General features: G+C 64.2%; 16 protein-coding genes. 7 read left to right on the forward strand and 9 right to left on the reverse strand.

Annotation, left to right across the window (positions count from 1 at the left end; translation table 11 throughout):
• Window positions 1–2,731 (reverse strand): circularly permuted type 2 ATP-grasp protein (locus ACH2CW_RS09475; RefSeq protein ID WP_395057436.1); only part of this gene is annotated, 2,731 nt, incomplete at its 3' end.
• Between the two features lie 97 nt (window positions 2,732–2,828).
• Window positions 2,829–6,443, reverse strand: a complete 3,615-nt coding sequence (locus ACH2CW_RS09480) for a DUF2126 domain-containing protein (RefSeq protein WP_395057438.1) — start codon at window positions 6,441–6,443, stop codon at window positions 2,829–2,831.
• Between the two features lie 277 nt (window positions 6,444–6,720).
• On the opposite strand from ACH2CW_RS09480, the gene ACH2CW_RS09485 reads away from it, so the two are divergent.
• From ACH2CW_RS09485 to ACH2CW_RS09500, 4 genes are all read left to right on the forward strand, one after another.
• Window positions 6,721–9,294 carry a DNA internalization-related competence protein ComEC/Rec2 gene (locus tag ACH2CW_RS09485; RefSeq protein ID WP_395057440.1) on the forward strand — a complete coding sequence of 858 codons (2,574 nt, stop codon included), beginning with the start codon at window positions 6,721–6,723 and terminating at the stop codon, window positions 9,292–9,294.
• A gap of 85 nt (window positions 9,295–9,379) precedes the next feature.
• The gene (locus ACH2CW_RS09490; protein ID WP_395057442.1) at window positions 9,380–10,906 is read left to right on the forward strand and encodes a circularly permuted type 2 ATP-grasp protein; all 1,527 of its coding nucleotides are present in this window, start codon (window positions 9,380–9,382) and stop codon (window positions 10,904–10,906) included.
• Window positions 10,906–11,865: an alpha-E domain-containing protein gene (locus tag ACH2CW_RS09495; RefSeq protein ID WP_395057444.1), complete on the forward strand. Its 960-nt coding sequence runs from the start codon at window positions 10,906–10,908 to the stop codon at window positions 11,863–11,865. Before ACH2CW_RS09490 ends, ACH2CW_RS09495 begins: the two co-directional genes overlap by 1 nt.
• Before the next feature lie 40 nt (window positions 11,866–11,905).
• The gene (locus ACH2CW_RS09500; RefSeq protein WP_395057446.1) at window positions 11,906–12,724 is read left to right on the forward strand and encodes a transglutaminase domain-containing protein; all 819 of its coding nucleotides are present in this window, start codon (window positions 11,906–11,908) and stop codon (window positions 12,722–12,724) included.
• Between the two features lie 22 nt (window positions 12,725–12,746).
• Here the strand turns inward: ACH2CW_RS09500 and mltB are convergent, their stop codons facing one another.
• The 4 genes from mltB to ACH2CW_RS09520 form a co-directional block, all read right to left on the reverse strand.
• The gene (mltB, locus tag ACH2CW_RS09505; protein ID WP_395057448.1) at window positions 12,747–13,880 is read right to left on the reverse strand and encodes a lytic murein transglycosylase B; all 1,134 of its coding nucleotides are present in this window, start codon (window positions 13,878–13,880) and stop codon (window positions 12,747–12,749) included.
• A gap of 91 nt (window positions 13,881–13,971) precedes the next feature.
• Window positions 13,972–15,981, reverse strand: a complete 2,010-nt coding sequence (locus tag ACH2CW_RS09510; protein ID WP_395057450.1) for a transglutaminaseTgpA domain-containing protein — start codon at window positions 15,979–15,981, stop codon at window positions 13,972–13,974.
• Window positions 15,982–16,681: 700 nt separating this feature from the next.
• Window positions 16,682–17,683, reverse strand: a complete 1,002-nt coding sequence (locus ACH2CW_RS09515) for a DUF58 domain-containing protein (protein ID WP_395057452.1) — start codon at window positions 17,681–17,683, stop codon at window positions 16,682–16,684.
• Window positions 17,684–17,710: 27 nt separating this feature from the next.
• The gene (locus ACH2CW_RS09520; protein WP_395057454.1) at window positions 17,711–18,631 is read right to left on the reverse strand and encodes an AAA family ATPase; all 921 of its coding nucleotides are present in this window, start codon (window positions 18,629–18,631) and stop codon (window positions 17,711–17,713) included.
• A 30-nt stretch (window positions 18,632–18,661) separates the two neighbouring features.
• Here ACH2CW_RS09520 and ACH2CW_RS09525 point away from each other — a divergent pair, with 30 nt between their 5' ends.
• A complete protein-coding gene (locus ACH2CW_RS09525; protein ID WP_395057456.1) occupies window positions 18,662–19,612 on the forward strand; it encodes a histone deacetylase family protein in 951 nt (316 codons plus the stop codon).
• 54 nt (window positions 19,613–19,666) lie between these two features.
• The gene (locus tag ACH2CW_RS09530; protein ID WP_395057458.1) at window positions 19,667–20,974 is read left to right on the forward strand and encodes a mechanosensitive ion channel family protein; all 1,308 of its coding nucleotides are present in this window, start codon (window positions 19,667–19,669) and stop codon (window positions 20,972–20,974) included.
• A gap of 10 nt (window positions 20,975–20,984) precedes the next feature.
• Here the strand turns inward: ACH2CW_RS09530 and ACH2CW_RS09535 are convergent, their stop codons facing one another.
• The 3 genes from ACH2CW_RS09535 to ACH2CW_RS09545 form a co-directional block, all read right to left on the reverse strand.
• The gene (locus tag ACH2CW_RS09535) at window positions 20,985–22,277 is read right to left on the reverse strand and encodes a TRAP transporter large permease (RefSeq protein WP_395057460.1); all 1,293 of its coding nucleotides are present in this window, start codon (window positions 22,275–22,277) and stop codon (window positions 20,985–20,987) included.
• The gene (locus ACH2CW_RS09540) at window positions 22,274–22,759 is read right to left on the reverse strand and encodes a TRAP transporter small permease (protein ID WP_395057462.1); all 486 of its coding nucleotides are present in this window, start codon (window positions 22,757–22,759) and stop codon (window positions 22,274–22,276) included. The genes ACH2CW_RS09535 and ACH2CW_RS09540 overlap by 4 nt, the downstream gene beginning before the upstream one ends.
• A gap of 74 nt (window positions 22,760–22,833) precedes the next feature.
• Window positions 22,834–23,844, reverse strand: a complete 1,011-nt coding sequence (locus ACH2CW_RS09545) for a TRAP transporter substrate-binding protein (protein WP_395057464.1) — start codon at window positions 23,842–23,844, stop codon at window positions 22,834–22,836.
• A gap of 375 nt (window positions 23,845–24,219) precedes the next feature.
• On the opposite strand from ACH2CW_RS09545, the gene ACH2CW_RS09550 reads away from it, so the two are divergent.
• A partial coding sequence (locus tag ACH2CW_RS09550; RefSeq protein WP_395057466.1) for an electron transfer flavoprotein subunit beta/FixA family protein occupies window positions 24,220–24,589 on the forward strand: 370 nt, incomplete at its 3' end.

The following is a 24,589-nucleotide window of genomic DNA, read 5'->3' on the forward strand; positions in this document are numbered from 1 at the left end:
TGTCCGAGAGTTCGAAGGCGGCACTGCAGCATTGCCCCAGCTGTGCCAGCAAGCCCTCATAAGCCTGATCTTGTGGCAACTCGGAGGAAGGTGTGCACAGGTCGGCCAGTTGCCAACTGCCGGGGTCGGGCAGGCCGGCGGTCAGGTCGGGCACCGGCTGCGGCGTGCCCACCGTGTTTTCAGCCAGGCGCGCGAGCCGGCCGCGCAGGGTTTGCGCCACCCAGCCCAGCGAGCGCGGGTTGTCGCGGTCCAGCACCAGCAGGTCCAGCAGCGCTGCAAGGTCGCGCTGCTGCTGGTACTGGGCGTGAAAGGTGATGGTGCTGTCAAACAGGGCGACGATGGCGCCGAAGCCGCCTTCGTCGTGCACGGCGCCGGTTTCAAAACCAAGCATCAGGGCGGCGGACAGTGTGTTCAGGCGCTCGATGTGGCGGCCGGTGCTGAGCAGGCGCCAGCCGTCGTCGCGCGTCATGCGGTCAGTCTGTGCGCCGGTCATGGCGGCCAGGAAGCTGCTGGCCGACTCCAGGGCACGCAGCGCCTCAACCGACGAATATTCCAGCGCCTGGGTGACCGGGTGGTCCGGGCCGGTGAAGCTCTCGCAGCGCCGGAAAAAATCTTCCTCGGCGCGCACGATCACATGCCACTGCTCCTGCGACAGGCGCTCGCGCACGGCCGAAGCCGCCCCTTTGAGCGCACGCAGGTTGTAGCCCACGCTGGCGGCTTGTTCGGTATCGGCCAGGCTGGCGATCAGGGAGCGCTCGAAGACGCGGCGCGCCTGCGTGGCCGGCGGAACGGTGTCGAGCACCAGCCCATTTTTCACGGCCAGCTCGGACAGCCAGGCCAGCAGCGGCTGGGAGGACTGGGCCTCGCCGCTCAGCGATTGCAAGGTCAGTTGGGCGAGCCGGATGGCGTTTTCGGTGCGCTCGGTGTAGCGGCCCAGCCAGAACAGGTTTTCGGCAGCGCGGCTGGTGACCGGGGGTTTGTGGCGGGCCAGATGGATGGGGCGTGCCTGGGCGCCGGGCTCCGCATGGGTTTCTGCCACTGGGGGTTTGTTGCCGTTGCCGCTGCTGCTCCTGGCGCGGGTGTTGGCGCTGCCGGCAGACGCGGCGGTCTCGGCCAATGCCCACACGTCGGCGCTGCTGCCGCCTTGCTGCATCGAGGCAATCTTGTCGTTGGGGCCGGCCAGCCGCGCCAGCCCGCCCGGCAGCACCTGCCAGGAGCCCTTGCCATCGGCCACTGCAAAGACGCGCAGCATGGCCGAGCGCGGCGCCAGCCGGTTGGCGTGCCAGGTTGGCGTCTGCGACAGCGGCAGATAGGCCTGCACGGTGTAGTCGTCGCTGCGCCGCACCAGCCGTCCGGCCCACTCGTCCAGCTCGCGCGAGGACAGCGTCTGCGCGATCACCGATTCAATGCCGGAGTCGGGGTAGGTGCCCTTGATGACACAGTTTTTGAGCAGCGGCAGCACTTCCTGCAGGGCCGCCTGCTCGCCGCACCACCAGGTGGCCAGCGAGGGCAGGGCCAGCGGCTCGTCGAGCAGGTGCCGCGACAGGGCCGGTAAAAAACCCAGTAGCGCGCTCGACTCCAGGAAGGCCGAGCCCGGCGCATTGGCCACCAGCACATTGCCGGTGCGAATCACCTGCAGCAGTCCGGGCACACCCAGCGTGGAGTCGGAACGCAGCTCCAGCGGGTCGAGAAACTCGTCGTCCAGGCGTTTCAGCAGGCCATGCACCGGCTCCAGGCCCTGCAGGGTCTTGAGGTAAAGCTTGTCGCCCCGCACCAGCAGGTCGCTGCCTTCAACCAGCGTCAACCCGAGGTAACGCGCCAGGTAGGCATGTTCAAAATAGGTTTCGTTGTAGGGGCCGGGTGTCAGTAAAACGATTCGGCTGTCTTCGCCGCGCGCACCAGCCGGGCTGTGGGCCTTCATGCCGTCAATCAGCGTCTTGTAAGAAGCGGCCAGCGCCTGTACCTTCATTTCGCGGAAAGCTTGCGGGAAAAGCCGCGAGATGGTCAGGCGGTTTTCCAGCAGGTAACCCAGGCCCGAAGGCGCCTGCGTGCGTTGCGAGACGACCCACCAGCGCCCGTCGGGCCCGCGTGCCAGGTCAAAGGCGGCAATGTGCAAGAAGGTGCCGCCGGCGGGTTGCACGCCGTGCATGGCGCGCAGGTAGCCGGGGTGGCCCTGCACCAGCGCCGTCGGCAGCAGGCCCAGAGACAGCAACTGCTGCTGGCCGTAGACGTCGGCCATGATGCGGTCCAGCAGTCGGGCGCGCTGTGCGACGCCGGTGGCGATTTGCGCCCAGTCCTGGGCCGACAGCAGCAGTGGAAACAGGTCCAGCGACCAGGGACGCTGCGGGCCGTTGGCATCGGCATAGACGTTGTAGGTCACGCCGTTGTCGCGGATCTGGCGGTGCAGATTCGCCGTGCGGTGGCTCAGGTCGTTAAAACCATCGCCGCCCAGAAAATGGAAAAAACGCCGCCAGTCGGGCGCCAGTTTGGCGGGTGGCGCAGTGGCGGGCTCTGCTGCGGGCAGGACGGCTGCATCGGGTGTTGCGCCGGCCAGATGTAACGAGGACTGGCTTTGCTGCTGGCTCTGGCTGGGGGCGGGGGACGGTTTGTCCAGGGTCCGGCCGTGCAACTCGTCATAGTGGCCGGCTGCGGCCGGCTGCGCCAGCGCCGCAGCCAGATCGACAGCAGACTCCAGCGCTGCGGCTGCAAAAAGAGAGGGGTTGTTTTCCACGCTGGCCCAAGTATGCCCCCATGCATGTACACACGCGCCCGGTTTGTGGCGCCTATCAGACACAAACCGGGCGGTGGTTGTCAGGGCTTGCCGATGCCTAACGCAAATCCAGCGTGAACGGAAACTCTCGGCTGGGCTGGGCCGGTAACACGCGGATTTTCCCCGGCGTGTGGCCCATCTGGAAGAAGCGGTTCAGGCGCCGGCTCTCGGCCTCGTAAGAGTTGACCGGCAGCGTGTCGTAACTGAGGCCGCCTGGATGCGCCACATGGTACTGGCAGCCGCCCAGTGAACGTTCCATCCAGGTGTCGACAATGTCAAACGTCAGAGGCGCATGCACACCAATCGACGGGTGCAGGGCCGAGGGCGGGTTCCAGGCCTTGTAACGCACGCCGGCCACGTATTCACCGACGGTACCGGTGTTTTGCAAGGGCAGGGCGCGGCCATTGGCGGTGATGACATAGCGGTTGTCGTTGAGCCCGGTCACATGGACCTCGACACGTTCGAGTGACGAATCGACATAACGCACGGTACCGCCGGACGAACCTTCTTCGCCCATCACATGCCAGGGCTCCAGCGCGCTGCGCAGCGTGAGTTCGATGCTGTTGGCCTTGACCTGTCCGATCATCGGGAAGCGGAACTCGAAATGGGGTTCAAACCACGCCATGTCGAAGCCGTAGCCGGCCTCGTTGAGCTCGGTCAGTACATCGGCAAAGTCCTGGCGCACAAAGGCGGGCAGCAAAAAGCGGTCGTGCAACTCGGTGCCCCAGCGCGTCATGCGGCCGTGGTAAGGCTTGTTCCAGAAACGCGCGACCAGCGCGCGCAGCAGCAACTGCTGCACGATGCTCATGCGCGCGTGCGGCGGCATCTCAAACGCGCGCAGCTCCAGCAGGCCGAGCCGGCCGGTGGCCGAGTCGGGTGAATACATCTTGTCGATGCAGAACTCGCTGCGGTGGGTGTTGCCGGTCACATCGACCAGGATGTTGCGCAGGGTGCGGTCCACAATCCACGGCGGCATCTTTTCGCCGTACTTTTCGCGATTCGCAGCAATCTCGCGCAGCGCGATTTCAAGCTCGTACAACTGGTCGTTGCGCGCCTCGTCAATCCGTGGCGCCTGGCTGGTTGGGCCGATGAACATGCCCGAGAACAGATAACTCAGCGACGGGTGGTTGTGCCAGTAGGCGATCAGGCTGCCCAGCATTTCCGGCTTGCGCAGGAAAGGGCTGTCGGGCGGGGTGGCGCCGCCCAGCACAAAGTGGTTGCCGCCGCCGGTGCCGGTGTGGCGGCCATCGGTCATGAATTTTTCAGCCGACAGGCGCGTCTCGTGCGCGATTTTGTAGAGGAACTCGGTGTGTTCTACCAGCTCGTTCCAGTTGTAGGCCGGGTGGATGTTGACCTCGATCACGCCGGGGTCCGGGGTGACCTGCAGCATCTTCAGGCGCGGATCGCGTGGCGGTGGGTAACCTTCGAGCACGATCTGCAGGTCAAGGGCCTGCGCACTCGCCTCAACGGCAGCGAGCAGGTCGAGGTAGTCTTCCAGCCGCTCCAGTGGCGGCATGAAGATGTACAGCGCACCGGTCTCGGCCTTGGCGCCTTTTTCTTTGGGCGCGGCTTTGGGTTTGTCCTGGGGACCGTTGGCGCGGTTCGGGTCGCGCACTTCGACACACAAGGCGGTGCGGGTCAGCCAGGCGGCGGATTCGCCGGCTTTGGGCATACGCGCCGAGGGATCTGCCGGGGCGGGTGTGGGGGCCGCAGGGGCTGACGACGCGGCACCTGCTTTGGCGCCCTGGTCGAAGCGAACATCCACGCTGGACGTGGTGGTCCTGAACTGCATCAGGCGACTGGCTTCATTGCGCGAGCCGTTGCCCGTCATGTAACGTGCCATGTACTGCGCCAGCATGCTGGCGCTGTTGTGCCGGGCGCCGGCCATGGCTGCGGAGACGGCGGGTTCGGCCGGCGCGGGCGCCGGCTGGCTGCGCGCCGCGTTGTAGCGGTCGGCCAGCGTGTGTGCCGGCGGTAATTCTTCGCGCGGCGCAAACGGGTCGGCCTCGGTCATGTAGGGGTAGTCGGTTTTCGAGACCCAGGGCACCGAGTCCAACGGCAGGCGGTAACCCATGGGCGAGTCGCCCGGCATCAGGTACATGCGTTCGTCGCGGAAGAACCAGGGACCGGTCGACCATTGCGGGCCTTGCCCCTGGGCCTTTTCTTCACGGACCTTGAGTGGCAGCACATAACCGACCACGGCATCCAGCCCCTGGGAGAACACGCGGCGCAGCCGGGCACGCTCCATCGCATCATCGAGCTTGGTGTCGAAAGGATCCACATTGACCGGCAACCGGCGTTCACGCCACAGGTAGTACCAGGTGTCCTCGTAACCGGGCGTGATGTGTTGGGCCGACAGGCCCAGCTTGCCGGCCAGGGTCTCGGTAAACCGCTTGGCGTCCGCACTGGTGTAGCTGCAGGGCTGGCGTTCGTCAGTGAACAGGGCCGGGTTTTGCCAGACCGGCTGGCCGTCCTTGCGCCAGAAAATGCTCAGTGCCCAGCGCGGCAACTGCTCGCCGGGGTACCACTTGCCCTGGCCAAAATGCAGGAAGCCGCCGTCGCCGTATTCGGCGCGCAGCTTCTGCACCAGTTCGGTCGCGTAGCCGCGTTTGGTCGGGCCCAGTGCGTCGATGTTCCACTCGGCGGCGTCGCGGTCCTGGGTGGCCACAAAGGTTGGCTCGCCGCCCATGGTCAGGCGCACGTCACCGGCGGCCAGGTCCTGGTCCACCTGGTGGCCGAGCTTGAGCACGTCGGCCCACAGTGCGTCGGTGTAGGGCTGGGTCACGCGCGGCGATTCGTAGATGCGCTGCACCCCCATGTGGTGGGCGAAGTCGACCTCGCTTTCATCGACGCCGCCTTCAATCGGCGCGGCGCTCGACGGCTCGGGTGTGCAGGCCAGCGGGATGTGGCCTTCGCCGGCCATCAGGCCGGAGGTTGGGTCCAGGCCGACCCAGCCGGCGCCGGGCAGGAACACCTCGCACCAGGCGTGCAAGTCGGTGAAGTCGGTTTCCGCGCCGCTCGGGCCATCGAGTGATTTGACGTCGGCCTTGAGCTGGATCAGGTAGCCCGAGACAAATCGCGCGGCCAGGCCCAGGTGGCGAAAGAGCTGGACCATCAGCCAGCCGGTGTCGCGGCAGGAGCCCACCGCGAGTTTCAGGGTTTCTTCCGGTGTCTGCACACCGGGCTCCATACGAATCGCGTAATTGATGTCGCCCTGCAACTTCTGGTTCAGCCCGACCAGAAAATCGATGGTGCGTTTCGGCGTGCGGTCCACGCTGTCAATGTAGGCCTGAAGCAGCGGTGTGGCCGGTTCGGTCGCGAGGTAAGGCGCCAGCTCACGCGCCTGGTCCTTGCTGTAGGTGAAGGGAAATTTTTCAGCGTCAGGTTCGAGGAAAAAGTCAAACGGGTTGAACACCGCCATCTCAACAACCAGATCCACCGTGACCTTGAACTCGCGGGTCGGCTCGGGAAACACCAACCGGGCCTGGTAGTTGGCAAACGGGTCCTGCTGCCAGTTGATGAAGTGGTCCTTGGGCTCTATCGAGAGCGAATAGGACAAGACCTTGGTGCGGCTGTGCGGCGCAGGGCGCAGGCGGACCACTTGCGGGCCCAGCCGCACCAGGCGGTCGTATTTGTAGTGGGTGATGTGGCTCAGGGCAACGTGAATGGACAAGGCGGTCTCGCTTTTCAGAAATATCGGGGCGTTGTGGCAACTATGCCGCAGAAACAGGGGGGTGGCCGCTTCCCGGCCAGTGTTCGACGGTTTTAATGCATCAAAAGCAAGCAAGAGCTGCGCCAAAGGCGTCAAACTCTGTCAGCGCGTGACTGACGGATTGGCGTGAAACGCGGGCTCACGGGCCGCTTGTAGGCGGATGCGAGTATCGGATCGTTGAACAGCTTCGCCGCAATACACAAAAATGATTCCGCAGGGGAGGCATGTGGGCCGAACGATGTCAGCCGGACCGTCAGGGCGCTTATGGGCGCCGATCTTTTGCGGATTTGTCGCGGGCGCCGCCTTGCAGTTGCAGCAGCCCGCGCTCTTGCACGCCGGGGGCTATGGGGCCTTGCTCCTTGGCTCCGCAGGTCTTGCGCTGGCTTGTTTTCGCTTGTGTTCGGCGGCCGGGTGGGGCTTCCGATCCTTGGCTGTACTGGTGTTGGCATTGAGTTTCGGTTTCGGCTTGACCGGCCTGCGTGCCGTGATTTTTCAGGCCGGCGCGCTGGCGCCGGCGCTGGAAGGCCGCGACATCGAGGTCACGGGCCGGGTGCTGGCCATGCCCCAGCGCCACGACGACGGCCTGCGCTTTCGGTTTGCCGTCGAATCGGCCCGTCTCCATGGGCAGCAGGTGCTGCTGCCGCCGCAGATCTACCTGGGCTGGTATACCGGTTTTGGTCTTCGGGAGCCGGCGACCGGGGGCAGTGGCCCGGACAACCCGGATGCCGGCGGCAGCCCGGCCGCTACGCTGGCCCTGCAGCGCCAGCCACCGGCCTTGCGCGCCGGCGAACAGTGGCGCATGACGGTGCGTCTGAAGGCGCCGCACGGCAACAGCAACCCGCATGGGTTTGACTATGAACTCTGGCTGTGGGATCAAGGCGTGCAGGCCACGGGGTATGTCCGGGCGGGGCCAAGGGATCCGGTGCCTGCACGGCTTGCCGACGGCTGGCGCCACCCGGTCGAGCGAACGCGCCAGGCGCTGCGGGACGCGGTTTATGCGCGCGTGGCCGACCGTCCGCTGGCCGGCGTGGTGGCGGCCCTGCTGGTGGGCGACCAGAACGCCATCGAACGGGTTGACTGGGATGTTTTCCGGGCCACGGGCGTCGCGCACCTGATGAGTATTTCGGGGTTGCACATCACCATGTTCGCCTGGCTGGCAGCGCAAGGCGTGGGCTGGCTGTGGCGGCGCTCCGTGCGGTGGACACCCGCGCTGTGCCTGGCCATGCCGGCGGGCAGCGCCGGTGTCTGGGGCGGCTTGTTGCTGGCGGCCGGGTACGCGCTGCTTTCGGGCTGGGGCGTGCCGGCGCAACGCACGGTCTGGATGCTGGCCGCCGTGGTGCTGCTGCGCCAGAGCGGCAAGCGCTGGCCCTGGCCCCAGGTCTGGCTGCTGGCCATGGCGGTCGTTGTGGCGCTTGATCCCTGGGCTTTGCTGCAGGCCGGGTTCTGGCTGTCGTTCGTGGCGGTCGGGGTTCTGTTTGCTGCTGGCAGGGACACCCGAGATGATGACCGCGTGGGCGATATTGCTACAAATTCAGGAGCTGCTGACGCCCGTCCGCCATGGGCTGGAGGCCAAAATAATCCTGAACTTTCCCGATGGACGGCGTTGCCCACTGCTTGGGTAGCGATGGTTGTCCGCGCCGCACGGGAGCAGTGGATCGTGACCCTGGCGCTGGCGCCGCTGTCCTTGCTGCTGTTCAACCAGGTGTCTCTGGTCGGGCTGCTGGCCAACGGCCTGGCGATTCCCTGGGTCACGCTGGTGGTCACGCCCTTGACCATGCTGGGTGTGGCCTGGGCGCCGCTGTGGGACCTGGCAGCCGGTGCGGTGTCGGCGCTGATGCTGTTTTTGCAGTGGCTGGCGCGCTGGCCGCTGGCCAGCATCAGCGTGGCGGCGGCGCCGCTGTGGTGTGCCGTGGCCGGCGTGGCAGGTGGCTTGCTGCTGGCCATGCGCCTGCCCTGGCACTGGCGGCTGCTTGGTGTGCCGCTGCTGCTCCCAGTGCTGCTCTGGCAGCCCCTGCGCCCGGCGACCGGCCACTTCGAGCTCATCGCCGCGGACGTGGGGCAGGGCAACGCACTGATTGTCCGAACTGCCAGCCACACACTGGTTTACGACAGCGGCCCGCGCTTTTCGCGCGAGAGTGACGCCGGCCACCGGGTGCTGGTGCCGCTGCTGCGGGCGCTGGGTGACGAGGTCGACACCCTGATGCTGAGCCACCGCGACAGCGACCACATTGGCGGCGCGCCGGCCGTGCTGGCGATGCAACCGCAGGCGGTATTGCTGAGCTCGATCGAGGATGGCCATCCGCTGCAGGCGGTGCGGCCCTCCACCCGCTGCGTCGCCGGTCAACGCTGGACGTGGGACGGTGTGGATTTTGAGGTGCTGCACCCGCCGGCTGGCGACTACGAAACGCCGCAGAAGTCGAATGCCATGAGCTGCGTATTGCGCATCTCCAACGGCGACAAGGCAGCCCTGCTGGCCGGTGACATCGAACTGGCGCAGGAGCAGCGGCTGGTGGCAAGCGGGCTGAACCTGAAGGCAGACCTTCTGCTGGTGCCACACCACGGCAGCAAAACATCGTCCAGCCCGGCCTTCCTCGACGCCGTGTTACCCACGCTGGCGTTGGCCCAGGCCGGTTACCGCAACCGTTTCGGACACCCGGCGCCGCCCGTGCTGGACCGTTATCGGGAGCGTGGGATTGCGGTGTTTGCGTCTCCTGCGTGCGGGGCTGCGACCTGGACCAGTGCGCGGCCGGCAGCCGTCGTCTGCCAGCGCCAAACCGCATTGCGCTACTGGCATCACCGCCCAACGGATTAAAAAGCGGGTTTCCTACAAGCGTCTGGCGCATTACTTGCTAAGCTACAGGGGAGCAACGCACCAAGAATTTGCCGGAGATAAGCTGATGAGCGGACCGAAGTTTGACGAGATGAACGCTGGCGATGCGTCGGTGAGGGCGCATTACCAGAGCTACCAGCGCTGGCTGGCCAATCAGCCCGATTCGGTCATGCAGGCCAGGCGCGCGGAAGCCGAGATGATTTTTCGCCGGGTCGGCATCACCTTTGCGGTCTACGGTGACAAGGACGACGGCAACTCGGAAACCGGTGGTACCGAGCGGCTGATTCCGTTTGACCTGATTCCCCGCATCATCCCTGCGCACGAGTGGGACAGCATGGAGCGTGGCTTGATCCAGCGGGTCACGGCCCTGAACCGCTTTATCCACGACGTGTACCACGACCAGGAAATCATCAAGGCCGGTGTGGTTCCGGCCGAGCAGATTTTCCAGAACGCGCAGTTCCGCCCCGAGATGATGGGCGTCGAGGTGCCCGGCAACATCTATTCCCACATCAGCGGCATCGACATCGTGCGCGCGCCCAACGCGCAGGGCGAGGGCGAGTACTACGTGCTTGAAGACAATCTGCGTGTGCCCAGCGGCGTGAGTTACATGCTGGAAGACCGCAAGATGATGATGCGACTGTTTCCCGACCTGTTCAGCCAGAACCGTGTGGCCCCTGTCGCCCACTACCCCGACCTGCTGCTCGAAACCCTTCGCGACAACTCGCCGGCGCACCGCGCCGAACCGACGGTGGTGGTGCTGACGCCCGGCATGTACAACTCGGCCTATTTCGAACACGCCTTCCTGGCGCAGCAGATGGGTGTGGAATTGGTCGAGGGCCAGGACCTGTTCGTCAAGGACAACTTTGTGTACATGCGCACCACGCGCGGCCCGAAACGTGTCGACGTGATCTACCGCCGCGTCGACGACGACTTCCTCGACCCGCTGGCCTTCCGCCCGACCTCGACGCTGGGTTGCGCCGGGCTGCTCAATGTCTATCGCAGTGGCAACGTCGCGCTGTGCAACGCGATCGGCACCGGCGTCGCCGACGACAAGTCGATCTATCCTTATGTGCCGAAGATGATCGAGTTTTATCTCGGCGAAAAACCGATACTCAAGAACGTGCCGACCTATATGTGCCGCAATGCGGACGACCTGGCCTACACGCTGGCCAACATGAAGGACCTGGTGGTCAAGGAAGTGCATGGCGCCGGCGGCTACGGCATGCTGGTCGGTCCGGCCTCGACGCAGGCCGAGATCGAGGATTTCCGCAAGGCCGTGATCGCCAACCCGGCCGGCTACATCGCCCAGCCGACGCTGAGCCTGTCCACCTGCCCGACCTATGTGGACAGCGGCATCGCGCCGCGCCACATTGACCTGCGGCCCTTTGTGCTGAGCGGCAAGACCGTGCAGATGGTGCCGGGCGGCCTGACCCGCGTGGCGCTGAAAGACGGTTCGCTGGTGGTCAACTCCTCGCAGGGCGGCGGCACCAAGGACACCTGGGTGCTGGAGGGCGACAACCCCGCCGCGGGGCAGTCGCAAACCCAGTCGCAGTCGGGGCAGTCACAAAGCCAGTCGCAGGGAGGGAGCAAATAATGTTGTCGCGTACCGCTGATCACCTGTTCTGGATGTCTCGCTATACGGAGCGGGCAGAGAATACCGCGAGGATGCTGGACGTCAACTACCAGACCTCGCTGCTGCCGCAATCAACCGCCGTGGCCCAGGTCGGCTGGCAGGGCTTGCTGAGCATCAGCGAGTTGTCGGCCGCCTACGAAGGCAAGTACGGCGCGATCAATGCGCGCGACGTGATGGATTTCATGGTGCGCGACGAAAAGAACTCGTCAAGCATCATCTCCTGCCTGAAAAACGCGCGAGAAAATGCCCGCGCCGTGCGCGGCACGCTGACCACCGAGGTCTGGGAAACCCAGAACCAGACCTACCTTGAAATTTTCCGCATGTTGCGCAACGGCGATTTTGAACGGGACCCCGGCCAGTTTTTTGAGTGGGTCAAATTCCGCTCGCATTTGTCGCGTGGCGTCACGGTCGGCACCATGCTGCAGGACGAGGCCTTGCATTTCATGCGCCTGGGCACTTTCCTCGAACGCGCCGACAACACGGCGCGGCTGGTCGACGTCAAGTTCCACGCGGTGCAGAGCGACTTCTACGGCGCCGCCAGCGAGAAAGACCAGGAGTACGACTTCTACCACTGGAGCGCGATCCTGCGCAGCGTCAGCGCCTTCGAGATTTACCGCCGTGTTTATCGCAACGTGATCAAGCCCGAACGTGTGGCCGAGTTGCTGATTTTGCGTGCCGACATGCCGCGCTCGCTGGCCGCCAGCCTGCAGGAAGTGGTGAACAACCTCAAGCTGGTGACCGATGACAGCACCTGCGAAACCGTGCGCCGCGCCGGCAAGCTGTCGGCCGACCTGCAGTACGCCCGCATTGACGAGATCCTGGCCACCGGCCTGCACGCCTACCTGACGCAGTTTCTCGACCGCGTCAACGAACTCGGTGCCCACATCAGCCGCGATTTCCTGGTGCCGGCGACCAGTTGAGATGCATCATCGCTCGCGCTAAGAACCCAAGTTACCGGCCATGAAACTCCATGTCCGGCATGTCACCGACTACCGCTACACCGAGCCGCTGCGGTATGCGCTGCAGACCATGTGGCTGACGCCGCAGTCCGGGCCGGGGCAGACCGTCAATTTCTGGAGCCTGGGCACGCCTGAAAAACTGTTCGAGCAAGCGGACGCCTTTGGCAACAAGGTCAGCTCCTACACCTTCGTCGGCCAGGTTGCGGACAACGTGCGCTGGAGTCTGGTCAATGCGGCTGGCGATGTCGAGACCCTGGGCATCGCCGAATTTACCGATGCGACCACCATGCCGCACCCGGCGTTTTTTTTGCGCGCCACCCATCTGGCCACGCCGCACGCGCGCTTGGCCGAGTTTGGCCGCCGCTTTGTGGCGCCGCCGCTGGCCGGGCGCGCTGATTTGGACATGCTTTTGGCCCTGAGCCGCGGTGTGGCGGGTGTGGTCAGCTATCAAAAAAATAGCACCACGGTGACCACCACGGCTTTGCAGGCGTTTGATGCCGGTGCCGGCGTGTGCCAGGACCAGGCCCATGTGATGGTTGCAATCTGCCGCAGCCTGGGCATTCCGGCGCGTTATGTCAGCGGTTATTTTTATGCTGCCAACGAGCCGGACCTCGCCAGCCACGCCTGGGTGGATGTCTGCCTGGATGTGGCGGCGCGGCGCTGGGTCAGCATCGACGTGACCCACAGCTGCCTGATCGACGAGCGCCATGTGCGTCTGGCCATGGGCACCGACTACAACGCCTGCCCGCCGATCAAGGGCGTGCGTCAGGGTGGCGGTGAAGAGGCCATGTCGGTGGACATCACGATCCAGCCGGTCTAGGGCCAACAGGTCCTGGTGCGCCTCAGTTGCTGCGGGCTCGTTGGGCCGCCACTTCCCGCCCGAGTTCGATCACCGACATCGCGTAATAACTGCTCCAGTTGTAGCGCGTGATGGCGTAGAAGTTCTCGGTGCCTGCCACATAGATCGGCGCGCTGCCGCCCTTGGCCAGGTCGCCGTTGAGCAGTTCCACCAGCGCCAGCGGTCCGCTGTGTTGCAGCGCTGGTCCCTCGAGCACTGCACCTTTGGCGCTGAAGCTCGCCACGCTGAAGGTCGGCAGGATGTCGGGCGCCATCAGTGCGTCCATGTCCAGTTTGCTGCTGTCAAAGCCGACCGGGTAATGGGTGGGCATGCCGGGTTGCCAGTTGAAGGCCTTGAAGTAATTGGCGACCGAGCCGATCACGTCGGCCGGGCTGTTCCACAGATCGATGCGGCCGTCGCCGTCGAAGTCCACCGCGTATTTGTTGCGGCTCGAAGGCATGAACTGCGGCATGCCCATGGCGCCGGCATAACTGCCGAGCGCCGTAAACGGGTCGGTGTTGAGGCGGCTCTGCAGGGTCAGGAACTGCTCGATCTCGCCCTTGAAAAATTCACTGCGTTCGCGGGCGCGTGGATGCGACGCCGGAAAGTCGAAGGCCAGCGTGGCCAGCGCATCCAGCACCCGGAACTTGCCGGTATCGCGGCCGTAAATGGTTTCCACCCCGATGATGCCGACGATGATGTCTGCCGGCACGCCGTACTCGGCTTCGGCGCGCGCCAAACTGGCCTGATTTTCCTGCCAGAAACGTACGCCGGCGGCGATACGGACCGGGTCGATGAAGCGGCTGCGGTAAACGCGCCAGTTCTTTACGAATGTTTTGGCCGGCGGCTGCATCAGGCGCACCACGGTCGGCAGGTAATGCGCCTGGCCCAGGGTCTGCCGCACCCACTGCGGGTCCAGGTCACGCCGGCTGGCCAGGTCGTCGGCAAAAGCCATGACCTCCGGGCGATTGGCATACAGCTGCGCCGGCGCCTGCGCGGCTGGGGTACGCGCCACGGACGGGCGGATTTTTGTATCTTTTGGGCCTGCAGCCCATGCTCCGCCTGCGCAGACAGCTATCAAAATAGGAGCAACTAAATGGCAGGATGCGGCAAGCGCAGAAAACGGCGAAGAGGTCATGCGAAAAATGCGGTTTGTATACATACGGAGAAGGGCAGTCCGAGCCGACAGTATGGCGCCTGGCAGAACCCCCGGCATGTGGGACGATGACTCAAACCGGCCAATGCAGGCGGGCATATTGTTTTTTCAACCGAGCCAGGTCGATGCCGGAGGTGGGCCCCGCCGAGGCGGCATACCGGTGAGCTTCGAGTTGCATCAGCCAGTCGTGCACCGCCTGCCCGTCGCTGCCCTGTTTTTCAAGCACCTGCTGCGCGAGCTGGCGCGGCGAACTGGCAGCGCTGCTGGCCAGACCGGCACGGCTCAACTGCCGCCGCGCGCGCGCCAGCAGCCGCAGCCAGGGGTCGTGTTGCAGCCGCTCCCACCCGGCCCAGGCCGCCCCGGCTGCGCTGACCGCCACCACGATGGCGATCAGCACATAACTGAGGTCTTCCCAGCTCGGTGAGTCAAAGCCCAGTTTTTTGAGCAGGTCCAGTTGTTTGCCCTGCGTGTAGTTGAGCACCCACTGGTTCCACCGGTTGTTCACCGCCTCCCAGACGGCGCGCAATTGAACCGAGAGGGCCGGACTGAGGTTGCCCAGCGCCTGTCCGACCACGCCCTGCGGCGCCGCCAGCCGCTGGAACGCGCCTGTGCGTCCGGGCGAGACGGCCGAGGTCGGGTCCACCCGCACCCAGCCCACGCCGGCATGCCAGACCTCAGCCCAGGCATGTGCATCGCTCTGGCGCAGCACCCAGAAACCATCCACGGAATTGAGCTCACCGCCCTGGTAGCCGGTGACGATGCGCGCGGGTACGTCCATGGCCCGCATCAGCACCACAAAGCTGGAGGCAATGTGTTCGCAAAACCCTTGCTTGCGGTCGAACCAGAACTCGTCGGCGGTGTTGGCCCCGAAGACGCCAGGCTCCAGCGTGTAGGTGTAGCCGCCGGTGCGCAGTTTGTCCATGGCCACCTGCACCAGCGCCTCGGCGCCGGCTTGCGCGTAACGCGGGTCGCGGCGGATCTCGGCGGCCAGCGCCAGTGTGCGGGGGTTGAAGCCCGGCGGGAGCTCGACAAACTCCTGCAATCCAAGCGCCTGCTTGTCAGGACCATGACGGAACAGCGGGTGGCTTTTCACCTGGTAGCGGACGATGTCGGTAATGGGCCGGTCTGTGAACCATTGCAACTCGCTGCTCATGCGGGTGCGGTAGCCGGGTACCACGGGGCTTTCGCTGACGGCTTCCATCATAAACAGCCAGGGACGGCTGGTGGGCTCCAGCGTCACCTGATAGGAAACGGCGGGCCCCTCGACCGTCAGGTTGTCGGCCAGTTTGTAACGCGCAGGAAACAGCGAGTCTGAGGAAGACCGCCATTCCCGCCCGTCGAAGCTGGAGAGTACCGGGCCGCGAAAATACAACTCGCGCTGCGGTGGTGGCCGGCCTTCAAAGGCAATCCGCATGGCGATGCTGTCGTCCAGCGCCAGGCTGGCGATGGTGCCGACCTGCATGCTGGCACTCAGGCCGCTGCGACCGGTCATCGCATCCGACGGTGTACCCCACAGCGGCGCCAGTCGCGGAAACAGCAGGAACAACACCACCATCACCGGCGCGCCCAGCAGCGCCATCCAGCCGGCGGTTTTGGCGGCTTGCAGCAGCGGCGGTTTGCCCACTGGCATGTGGGCGTTGACCAGTGCCGTCAACAGGCCCAGCAGACCCAGCAGCATGCTGAAGGCTGTCAGCAGCGACTGGGAGTAGAAAAAGTTGGTCAGCATGGTGAAGAAGCCGAGGAAAAACACCACAAAGGCATCGCGCCGGGCGCGCAGTTCCAGCGTCTTGAGCGCCAGCAAAACCACGACCAGCGTGACCCCGGCATCACGCCCCAGCAGGGTCTTGTGGGTCAGCAGCGTGGCGCCGACGGCTACCGCCAGCAGCACCAGCAACCACCATTTGTTGGGCAGTGGCTTGTTGCCGAAAGCCATCTTGCCGCGAAAAAGCAGCATGGCCGCCGCGAGGGCGCTGCACCACCAGGGCAGGTGCGCGACCTGGGGCAGCAGCACCCAGGCGATGACCGCCAGCAGGAACAGGGTATCGCGGCTGTCGCGGGGCAGGGATTGGAGGCGGGCTAGCATGTGGCTTTCCCGCAGTTACGGCTCCGTGCCTGCGACCGTTGGCCGGGGGTTGCCCGGCGGCAAGTAACTTTCTTTTGCTTCGCCAAAAGAAAGTTACCAAAGAAAAGGCGACCCGATGGTCCGGGACCCCTGCGCTTCGCTACGGGGCAACCTGCGGTGCTCGCCGAAAACGGGGTCGAGCTCGAACTCGCTGCGCTCAGACAATCGCTCGCCCTGATCCGTTTTCGGCTGCGCGCCTCGGCCCGGCCCGACGGGTGGGAGAAACGAATACCAATGCGGATGCGGGAAGGCGAGGACGCGCAAAGGGCGTCCTCGCCCGAACCCGAACCCGGTTCCGATTCCGATTCCGATTCCGATTCCGATTCCGATTCCGATTCCGATTCCGTTCCCCCCACCCTTCTGTATGCGCCGAGGAGCGGAGGTTCAGACGGATCAGGGCTGGCGTTGTTTGAGCGAAGCGAGTTTAGCCAGACCCCGGCTGAACCGAGCACCGCAGGTTGCCCCTCGTAGCGTGAGCGAAGAGGGGACGCAGACAGCAGGGTCGCCTTTCTTTTGCTTACTTTTCTTTGGCGAGACAAAGAAAAGTGAGTTGCCGCCGGGCAACCCCCGGCTTGCATGCAAGCCTGCGGCTGATCGAAGAATCCGATAGAGGGCGGATGCACGGGTGATCGTCTCCGTGTGTGGCTTGCACACGTGCTGGTCAACATAAAGCCAGCGCCTCCAGACAAAGCCGTTTGTGCGCCTCCCCACTGGAGGGCTTGATCTGCACCCCCGGCAGCCTCAGACCGTAGCTCAGGCCCAGCTTGTCGGCCTGCAGCACCCAGGCGCACAGGCGCGACAAGCGGGCTTCGGTGTCCAGAGAACCAGCCTGAACAAAGTCCAGCCAGAGTTCATGACGTTGGGCCTGCTGGGCATCGCGCACCACCAAGCCGTTGCCCTGGTCGTCGGCTTTGGCGGCTTTTTTCCACATCACCAGCTTGAGCGGGTCGCCGCGCCGGTAACTGCGCACGCTGTCGAAGTCACCGCTGCTTTGCACCCGCGCGGTGGCGCTGGCCACGCCCGAGCGCGGCTCGCCGGGCGGCAGGGGCGGCGGTTGGCGTTCTGGCGCGGGGTAGACCAGCACCTGCGCTGCCGGCCGCCAGATGGTCCAGACGCGGAAGGTGCCCAGCGGAAAACGTGTTTCGGCGGTCAGGGTGGGAAGACGGTGCAGGCCGCGCCGGGACGGCGTGAAGGCCACCTGCACCGTGCTGCTGCCTTCGGCAGGCACGTCGGTCCAGCTCCAGTGCAGCCCGCTTTTGGTATCGGCCGGGTTCAGCACGCTGAGCCCGATGCCGTGGCGGATGGAACGCCGGGTGTTCGTGAGTTTGACATCAAATATGGCTGCAGCCCCTGCGTACTGGGCGGAAGGCGCTATCAAATTCATAACAAGGCCGCGCAGGGTGCCGTGGCACACATGCATGCCGGTGACCGCGCTGCCGGCCAGCAAAAAGGTCAGCAGGTAGCCCAGGTTGAGCTGGTAGTTGATGGAGGCCACCAGCAGCACCAGCAGCGTCAGCGCCAGCATGAGGCCCGGCCGCGTCGGCAGGATGTAGACATTGCGCTGGGTCAGCAGCACGCTGTCGCTCAGCGGCAGGCGGCTTTGCCACCATTGCTGGAAGCGCCCGCGAACAAAAACAAAAGGATTCAGTGGTGCGGCGTTCATGGTGTACCCGTCAGTCCGCGTGCTGCCTCATGGCAAAGGCACGGCCTCAAGCATGGCCCGTACCTGCTCGACCGCGCCGCGCCCGGCGCTGGTGACCGGCACCAGCCGGTGTGCGGCGGTTTGCGGCAACACGGCGACCACGTCGTCGGGTGCCACATAGTCGCGGCCGCTCAGAAAAGCCTGGGCTCGGGCGGCGCGCATCACCGCGATGCCGGCGCGCGGGCTCAGGCCCTGCAAAAACCATTGGCCGGAGCGTGTGGCGGCGATCAGGTCCTGCAGGTAGTTGAGCAGCGGTTCGGCCGCATGCACCTGCAGCACCTCCTGCTGCAGCTCCAGCAGGTCGTGTGGTGTCAGCAGGGTGTCGAGCTTGTCGACCATCTCGCGGCGGTCGCTGCCGTCCAGCAGCAGCCTCTCGGCGGCCCGGTCTGGATAACCCAGCGAGATGCGCATGTGGAACCGGTCCAGCTGCGATTCCGGCAGTGAGTAGGTGCCCAGTTGGTCGTGCGGATTTTGCGTCGCGATCACAAAAAACGGCACCGGCAGCGGGCGGGTTTCGCCCTCAACGGTGACCTGTTTTTCCTCCATGGCTTCGAGCAGGGCGCTTTGCGTGCGCGGGCTGGCGCGGTTGATCTCGTCGGCCAGCAGCACCTGGGCAAACACCGGACCGGGGTGAAAGACAAAACTCTCTTTCTGGCGTTCGTAAATCGACACGCCGGTCAGGTCACTGGGCATCAGGTCGGCGGTGAACTGCACGCGTGAAAACTGCAGACCGAAGGAGCGCGACAGGGCGTGCGCCAGTGTGGTTTTTCCGACGCCGGGCACATCTTCAATCAGCAAATGCCCACCAGCCAGCAGGCAGGCGACGCAGTCCTGGACCTGCGCAGATTTGCCCACAATGACCGTGTTAAGCTGGTTCAAAAGGGGCTGAATTTTTTGTTTCGCGTTCATGCCTTCAACCTTACCGCAAAATTTTCCGTTATGAGTGCCACTGCGTATTTCACCCATGCCGATTGCCGTAAACACGAGATGGGGCCCGGCCATCCGGAGTGTCCGGAGCGGCTCGATGCGATTGAAGACCGGCTGCTGATCACCGGTGTTGGCGACGCGCTGGACCGGCGCGAAGCGCCGCTGGCCTCGCTGGGTGACCTGGAACTCGGCCATGACCGCATGATGATCGCAGCCATCCGGGGGCTGGGCGACCAGCTCGCCGACGACGCATTTGCGGGGGGGCCGCAATATGCCCAGATCGACCCGGACACGTCGCTGAATGCTTTTACCTGGAACGCGATCCTGCGCGGCGCCGGTGCGGCGCTGGCTGCCACCGACGCGGTGATGGCCGGCGAGGTTGAAAACGCCTTCTGCGCAGTGCGCCCACCTGGCCATCATGCTTGCCACGACCACGCCATGGGTTTCTGTTTTTTCAACAATGTGGCGATCGCCGCCAAATACGCGCTGGCGCGGCACGGTCTGGAGCGGGTCGCGATTGTGGACTTCGACGTGCACCACGGCAACGGCACCGAAGACATCATCCGCGGCGATGACCGCATCCTGATGGTGAGTTTTTTTCAGCACCCGTTTTACCCGCACGGTGGCACCAGCGGCGGCGACAACATGGTCAACCTTCCGGTGCCGGCCTACACCAAGGGCGCGGCCGTGCGCGACATGATCGAGGCGATGTGGATGCCCCGGCTGGAGGACTTCAAACCCCAGATGATCTTTATCAGCGCCGGGTTTGACGCGCACCGCGACGACGACCTGGGCCAGCTCGGGCTGGACGAGCAGGACTATGCCTGGATCACCCAGCGCATCAAGGATGTGGCGCATCGCCATGCCGGCGGGCGCATCGTCTCCTCGCTCGAAGGCGGCTACAACCTTCAGGCCCTGGCACGCAGCGTGGAAGCGCACATTCGCGTGCTGGCTGATCTGTAAACCGCCGGCCCGGTTACGGCCGGGCGGGTATTTTCCATCTGACCGAAATTCGCAATGGCCACGTTGACAAGACCCACTGCCCGCATCGACGACCTGGACGCCTGGCTCGCCAACCTCACGCAGCCCTCGGCGCTGACAGAGCTTGCGGTCCTCCTCACATGTGTGGCGCTGGCCTGGCTCACGGTCTGGGGCGTACGCCGCGCCAGCGGCCTGCGTGATGAGCGCTCGATCTGGTTTGGCCGGCAGATCATCGACGGCGTGATGTTTCCGCTGCTGCTGCTGTCCCTGGCTTACCTGTCTTTCATGCTGCTGGCGCGCTGGATGCCGGTGGCGGTGTTCAAGATTGCGATCCCGGTGCTGGTCGCTTTGGCAGTGATTCGTCTTGGCGTCAAGATCCTGCAGGTGGTGTTTGTCGACGCGCCACTGGTACGTGTCCTGGAGCGCAGCATCTCGTGGCTGGCCTGGGTCGCCATGGTGCTGTGGGTCAGCGGCCTGCTGCCGCTGGTGCTTGAAGAGCTCGACGACATCCGCTGGAAGGTGGGTGATGCCACGCTGTCGGTGCGCACCCTGATCGAGGGCGCATTGACTGCCGGGCTGGTGCTGCTCATCGCCCTGTGGATTTCCGCCGCGATCGAATCCCGCTTGCTCAGATCTGCAACCGGCAGCCAGTTGTCGCTGCGCAAAGCCCTGAGCAATGCCATGCGGGCGTTGCTGGTGTTTGTAGGATTGCTGATCGGGCTGTCAGCCGTCGGGATTGACCTCACGGCCCTGTCGGTTCTGGGCGGGGCCATCGGCGTCGGCGTGGGTTTCGGGTTGCAGAAGCTCGCGGCAAGTTATGTCAGCGGCTTTGTGATGCTGGCCGAGCGCAGTGTGCGCATCGGTGACAACATCCGGGTCGATAACTTCGAGGGCCGGATCACCGACATCAACGCGCGTTATACCGTGGTGCGCTCCCTGGGGGGGCGCGAGTCCATCGTCCCCAACGAAATGTTCATCAGCAACCGCATTGAAAATCTCTCGCTGGCGGACTCGCGCGTGTTGCAGTCCACCGTGGTGTCGGTGGCCTATGACAGCGATGTGGCGCTGGTGATGCGCCTGTTGACCGACGCCGCGCTGAGCCAGGACCGTGTGTTGCGTGATCCCGCCCCCGGCGCCAACCTGACGAATTTTGGCGCTGACGGCTTGGAGTTCACGCTGAATTACTGGATGACCGATCCGGAAAACGGCCAGCAAAACCTGCGTTCGCTGATCAATCTGCGCATCCTGGAGTCGCTGCGCGCCCATGGCATCGAGATTCCCTACCCGCAGCGGGTCCTTTACACGCGGCGCCTGCCGGGAGACGACGTGGCCAAGCCCGGCTGAGCTGGGCGCGTCACTTCATGAACGATGGCAACCAGAGGCTCAGCATCGGGAAGGCCAGCAACAGGCCCAGCGCCACGATCTGCATGAAGACAAAGGGCCAGACGCCGCGGAAGATGTTGCTCAGACCAACGCGGGGAAGCAGGGTGTTGAGCACAAACAGGTTCATGCCGACTGGCGGCGAGATCAGGCCGATCTGGATCACCATCACGATCAGCACACCAAACCAGACCGGGTCAAAGCCGAGCGCCATCACAATCGGGAAAAACAGTGGAATGGTCAGCAGCACCATGGTGAGTTCTTCCATGACGGTTCCCAGCACCACGTAAATCAGCATCATGGCGCCGACGATCATCACCGGCGGCAGTCCGAGATGTGTGATCCACTCCTTGAGGTCGCCTGGCATGGAGGTGAAGTTCATGAAGTTGGCGAAAATCGTCGCTGCAATCAGCAGCGTGAACAGCATCGCCGTGGTGCGCGCCGATTCCACCAGCACTTCAAGCGTGGCCTTGACCGTGAGCCGGCGCCGGGCCAGCGCGAACAGGAAAGCACCCGCCGCACCGATGCCTGCGCCTTCGGTGGCGGTGAACACACCGCCGTAGATGCCGCCCAGCACCAGCAGCATCAGCAGCAACACGCCCCAGATGCCGCGCAGCGCTTTCCAGCGGTCAGGCCAGGATGTTTTTTCTCCAGCCGGCGCGTGCTCGGGGTCCATGAAGGTCATGAACAGCACCGCCACCATCAGCAGCAGCGCGATCAGGAGGCCGGGAATCACGCCTGCCGCGAACAGCTTGCCGATGTTGGTTTCCGTCACGATGCCGTAAATCACCATGATGGTCGAGGGCGGGATCATGATGCCCAGCGTGCCGCCGGCCGCAATCACGCCGGTCGACAAGGAGTCGCTGTAGCCGAGCTTTTTCATCGACGGGTAGGCCACCTTGCTCATGGTGGCAGCGGTCGCGATGGATGAGCCGCAAATCGCGCCGAAGCCGGCACAGGCCATCACGGTGGCATGGGCCAGGCCGCCGCGCAGGTGGCCGATGAAGGCATAGGCCGCATGGAAGAGTTCGTGGGCCAGGCCAGCCTTCGCCACAAAATTGCCCATCAGGATGAACAGCGGAATCACCGACAGGGTGTAGGCAAAACCGGTTTCATGCACCACCTGGGCCGTGCTGGCCAGGGCCGGGAGCCAGCCGCGCGTCAGGCCCATGCCGACGATACCGACCAGGCCCATCGCAAAGGCCAGCGGCAGGCGCAGCAGCGCGAGCACAAAAATGGCAGCAAAACCAAGCAGGGCTTCGGTCACAGCGTGGCTCCTTCGCCGGCTTCTTCGGTTGCAGACGGACGGAACACCAGACCCAGGTGAATCAAGCCCGCCACCGCGCACAAGGCGGCCATGCCGTACATGAAGGGTGCTTTCAGGATTTTGAGCTGTGCTGTGGTCTCACCGGTTTCCAGGTACTGGCCGCCAACTTGCCACATCAGCCAGCCCAGGCCCAGCAAGGTCGCTGCACAGACGGCCTGCATCAGCGCGCGCTGGATCTTGCGCAGGCCTTGTGGCAGGTAGTGGTCCAGCGAGTCGAACACCACATGTTCACCGCGCAGGGACACCAGTGGCAGGGCGGCGAAAATCACCACCACCATCAGCAGTTCCGTGAGTTCAAGCGAGCCGGTGATCGAGTTGGACAGCAGCTTGCGCCCGCCGACGTCAAAAAAAGTCAGCGCCATGATGGCGAACAGGGCGGCGGCGGCCAGCAGGCCGCACACGGTTTCGATCAGCTTGTTCAATCTTTGCCTCAATCCATAAAAAACGCGGCCTCATTGTCCATGAGGCCGCGCTTGCAGAGCGACGCAGGAAGGTTTTATTTTTCCTGGCGGGCGATTTCGGCGCGGAATTCGGCGAGGACCTTGGCGGCATCTTTCATGCCCTTGGCTTCGGCGTCCTTGACCCACTTTTGCTCAAGCGGCGCCGTTTTGGTTTTGACGTCAGCAACGAACTTTGCATCGGCCTTGACGATCTGCACGTTGTTGGCCTGCATCAGACCCATCGCGCGGCGATCCACCTTGTCCCAGCCCCGGCCGAACATGCGCGCGGCCACTTCACCGGAGATCGCATCGACGGCTTTCTTCTCGTCGGCGCTGAGCTTGTCGTACTTGCCCTGGTTCATCATGAATACGAAACTGGTGTTGTACAGGCCGCCTGGAAACATCGTGGCGTGTTTGATCAGCTTGTCGATCCTGAAGGACTCGGTCGATTCCGCCGGGAACAGCGTGCCGTCCATCACGCCGCCGGCCAGCAGCTCGTAGGAGTCAGGTGCAGGTTTGAGCGTGACGTTCATGCCCAGTACCTTGGAGATCTCATTGACCATGCCGCCACCCACACGCCACTTCAGGCCACCCAGCTCCTCGACGTTGGTGACCGGTCGCTTGGTGTTGAACACAATGCCGGGGCCGTGCGTGAAGAAAGAGATGACCTTGACGCCCTGGTGCTCGGACAGGAATTGCGGGTTTTTGAAGGCCACCTTGTTGAAGGCCACTGAAATCGGCTCCGAGGTGTTGCCCAGAAAGGGGAACTCGGACATCTGGGTGTACAGGAAGCGCCCTGGCGTGTAGCCGTGCACCGTGTAAGACACATCGGCCAGGCCGTTCTTGACCGCGTCCATGGTGCCCGGCGCGGCCGTGACGCCGCGCGGCAGGATGTTGCATTTCATCTTACCGGCCGTGTTTTTTTCCAGCAGGTCGCACCATTCCTTTTGCGCCATGCTCAGCGAGTGGGTGGGTGGCAACCAGCTGGAGACGGTCAGCACGGTTTGGGCAGAGGCGAGACCGCAGCAAGCAGTTAGCAGCACGGCGGCGATGGGTTTGATCTTCATTCAATGCTCCGGGACGGTCAGCAGGCTGACCAGGTTACTCGTGGGGACGACAGGGCGGTATTGATGCGCTGCTTCATCCAGAAAACAGACTGTATGCCAGCGATTCGCCGCAGTCTGTCCCTACTTACCCCAATTAACCGACCCATCGGTCTGTTAATTGCGAGCGCTGATTGTCGCCAGGGCAACAGTGGATTGGGGCGGCAGCTCTAACCCGGCCTTCGCGTGTCTTTATAATGAAATAGAACGACCGTTCTTTTTTATGGTGCGCCCGATGCAATGCCCCCGCAGCACAGTGGTCCGGGGCTGGTTGTGCGGCTGCAGCATAGAATGAAACGCTTTACGTGAACGTCAATCACTAACTCTGGAGTTCTCCTCATGAAGGTCCTGGTCCCCGTCAAACGTGTTGTCGATTACAACGTCAAGGTTCGCGTCAAATCCGATGGCACCGGCGTCGATATCGCCAACGTCAAGATGAGCATGAATCCGTTTGACGAGATCGCCGTCGAAGAGGCAACCCGGCTCAAGGAAAAGGGTGTGGCCACAGAGGTCATCGCCGTGAGCTGCGGCGTCGCGCAGTGCCAGGAAACCCTGCGCACGGCCATGGCCATTGGTGCCGACCGCGCCATCCTGGTTGAGACGACCGAAGAGTTGCAGCCGCTGGCTGTGGCCAAGCTGCTCAAGGCACTGGTCGAAAAAGAGCAGCCGCAATTGGTGATCCTCGGCAAGCAGGCGATTGACGACGACT

Source organism: Polaromonas sp., assembly GCF_043778355.1.
Taxonomy (GTDB): Bacteria; Pseudomonadota; Gammaproteobacteria; order Burkholderiales; family Burkholderiaceae_C; genus Polaromonas.